This window comes from Frankia sp. CgMI4, assembly GCF_001756285.1.
Taxonomy (GTDB): Bacteria; Actinomycetota; Actinomycetes; order Frankiales; family Frankiaceae; genus Frankia; species Frankia casuarinae.
Map to the genome: position 1 here is coordinate 1 of NZ_MAQZ01000056.1, position 2,864 is coordinate 2,864.

Genomic DNA, 2,864 nt, shown 5'->3' on the forward strand with positions numbered 1-2,864 from the left:
CCGGGGCAGGTCCTGGTCGATGTGGCGGGTGCGCCCCTCTTCCACCCCGGCCCGTGACTACATCACGTCACCACCGGCCGTTACTGAATGGTAGGCGGGAAAATGTGGATCATGGTGTACCGCGGAGAGCCCCTAAAGCCGCCTGCCACCATCCGCAGGCGAAGCACCATAATTCAGTGACAACACATCCGTTCTCCCTCGGCACCGGCAGCGCCGCAGGTCAGCCGGCCGTCCGATGGAGGTGGCGGGGAACGCCGAGCATACCTAGACGCGATTGAGGGGCCGGGACGTGAGCGACAACCCGACGGATGACCGCTGGAACACGCCAGTGGAGCGGGTGGAGACGGTGGAGCGGGTGGAGCTGCGGACGGACGTGCCGCATTCCGCGCGGATGTACGACTACTTTCTGGCTGGCAAGGACAACTTCCCCGCTGACAGGGAAGCCGCCGAGCGGGCGCTGGAGGTATTCCCGGCCCTGCGCATCGCCGCCCAGCAGAACCGGGCGTTCGTCCACCGCGCCACCCTGTTCCTTGCCAAGGAGGCGGGTATCCGCCAGTTTCTTGACATCGGCACCGGCATCCCGACCTCGCCGAACCTGCATGAGGTCGCCCAGGGTATCGCTCCCGACACGCGGGTGATCTACGTGGACAACGACCCGATCGTCCTCGTGCACGCTCGCGCCCTGCTGACCGGCACACCCGAGGGTCGTATCGCCTATCTGAACGCCGACCTGCGGGAACCGGGGAAGATCCTGGCTTCGGCCGAGGTACGCGACACGCTCGACCTGAGCCGCCCCATCGCGCTGTCCCTGATCGCGATCATGCATTTTCTTCCCGATTCCGATGATCCCTACGGCCTTGTCCGTCGCTACCTCGACGCCCTGCCCTCGGGTAGCTATCTGGCGTTCACTCACTGCACGGCCGATGCCGCGCCGGGGGAGGCCGGACGGCTTGTCGAGGTCTACCGGCAGCGGGGGATCCCCCTCACGACGCGTACCCGCGCCGAAGTCGAACGTTTTTTCGACGGTCTGGAGCTCGTCGAGCCGGGAGTGCAGATCGTCCAWCGCTGGCGGGCCGAGGTGACCCCGGACGGCCCGACCGATGCCCAGGTCAGCTGGTACGGCGGTGTTGCCCGGATGCCCTGAGCACTGACCCGCGCGAGCGTTCACGAGGTCGGGTCCGCATGATCGCGCGGTGGTCCCATGCGCGGTGGTCCCATGCGCGGTGGCCACGTTGTGGGGGGCAAGGCACGGTCCAGGGGACCGTGGACCGTGCTCAGGTCCTGCGCATTCACCGGCCGACGTGTCGGACCCGGGTGGGATGGTGGCTTTCGTCGCCGATGACGGTGGTGTAGTCTGTGAACCGAGTACACAGCAATCAAGTATGCGGCGATCAAGTATGCGGCGATCGAGGGCACAGCATTCGTGGCGGGTCGTCGAGGCCCGGTGGATGCCGAGGGGGGAGACGCGCCGTGGTGGAGCCGGAGGCCGAGGGTGGRCTGTTCCCCGTGCCGCGGGGGATCCCAGGGCGGCAGAGGGTCCAGGGGCGMACCACCGAGGCCACGAAGGCATCCCGGTCCGGCTCCGGCATCCACACGRCCGCCTGGTCGAGATACCAGGCGATAATCCACAGCCGGTGCCAGTCGAGCGCCCACACCTCGGCGGGTAGGCCCCCGCGGGGACGGKACGTCTCCGCCGCGCCGCCAGCCCTGATGTAGGCCCAGATCATCCACCGAAGACTCGCCGGGTCCGCCCATCGAGTTGTCCGGAGGGGATTGTCGCCTTCAGGCGACAGGGGAATCCGCTACGGACCGCAAGTGACTAGACATGCCACGCTGGTATAGTCGGTGGCATGGGACGGCAGGTGACGGCGGGCGCGGGCGGGGTCTACGACCTCGGCTACCACGTCGTGTGGTGCCCCAAGTATCGCCGTCCCGTGCTCACCGGCGGGGTGCGCGAGCGGCTTGACGCGCTGCTGCGCGAGAAGTGCGCCGAGCATGACTGGCCGGTCATCGCGCTGGAGGTCGAGCCGGACCACGTGCACCTGTTCGTCAAGGCTCACCCGAAGCACTCCCCGTCGTACGTTGCGAACCAGTTGAAGGGCTTCACGTCCCACGTGCTGCGCGCCGAGTTCCCGCATCTCAGATCCCGGCTGCCCACCCTGTGGTCCCGGTCGTACTTCGTGGCGACCGTCGGCGCGGTGTCAGCCGGGACGGTGACCCGGTACATCGAGACGCAGAACGAACGCCCGTGGCGCAAGGCGGCGGCGCGTGAGGCGGACGTACAAGTTCCTGCTGCGCCCGACGGCGCATCAGGTCGCGTCGTTGACCGTGATGCTGAACGACCACCGCGCGCTCTACAACGCGGCGTTGCGGGAGCGTCGGGGCGCCTACGCGCACCCGTCGAAGACCAGGGTCGAGTACGGGGACCAAGTCGGCCCAGCTGAAGGACATCCGGGCGTACGACCCACCTCAGGCCCGATGGTCGTTCTCCTCCCAGTAGGCCACCCTGCGACGCCTCAACCTGTCGTTCGCCGCGTTCTTCCGCCATGTGAAGGCTGGCGAGACGCCCGGCTACCCGCGCTTCAAGGGCGCCGGGCACTTCGACACCGTGACGTGGCCTGTCGACAACGACGGCTGCCGTTGGGACTCCCAGCCTGACAACCCGGCCCGGACGTTTGTGCGGTTCCAGGGTGTCGGGCACGTGAAGGTCCACCAGCGCCGGCCGGTACAGGGCGCAGTCAAGATCCTGTCCGTCAAACGCGAGGGTGTCAACTGTCGCTCGTCCAGTAGTCATTGGCGCTCTATAGTGAGCTATGATGGTCATGTGAACCTCAAGGAGTGGGCCGAGTCGCAGGGTGTGGCGT

General features: G+C 67.4%; 1 protein-coding gene and 2 pseudogenes. All 3 read left to right on the forward strand.

Annotated features, from left to right (window positions below; translation table 11 throughout):
* Nucleotides 1-289 precede the first annotated feature (289 nt).
* Nucleotides 290-1,144, forward strand: coding sequence for an SAM-dependent methyltransferase (locus Manayef4_RS08095; RefSeq protein ID WP_070131171.1), 855 nt, complete (start codon nt 290-292; stop codon nt 1,142-1,144).
* Nucleotides 1,145-1,850: 706 nt separating this feature from the next.
* Nucleotides 1,851-2,228, forward strand: a pseudogene (gene tnpA, locus Manayef4_RS08105) (IS200/IS605 family transposase); the annotation flags it as partial.
* Nucleotides 2,229-2,268: 40 nt separating this feature from the next.
* Nucleotides 2,269-2,767: pseudogene (locus Manayef4_RS22690) on the forward strand (helix-turn-helix domain-containing protein); the annotation flags it as partial.
* Nucleotides 2,768-2,864 lie beyond the last annotated feature (97 nt).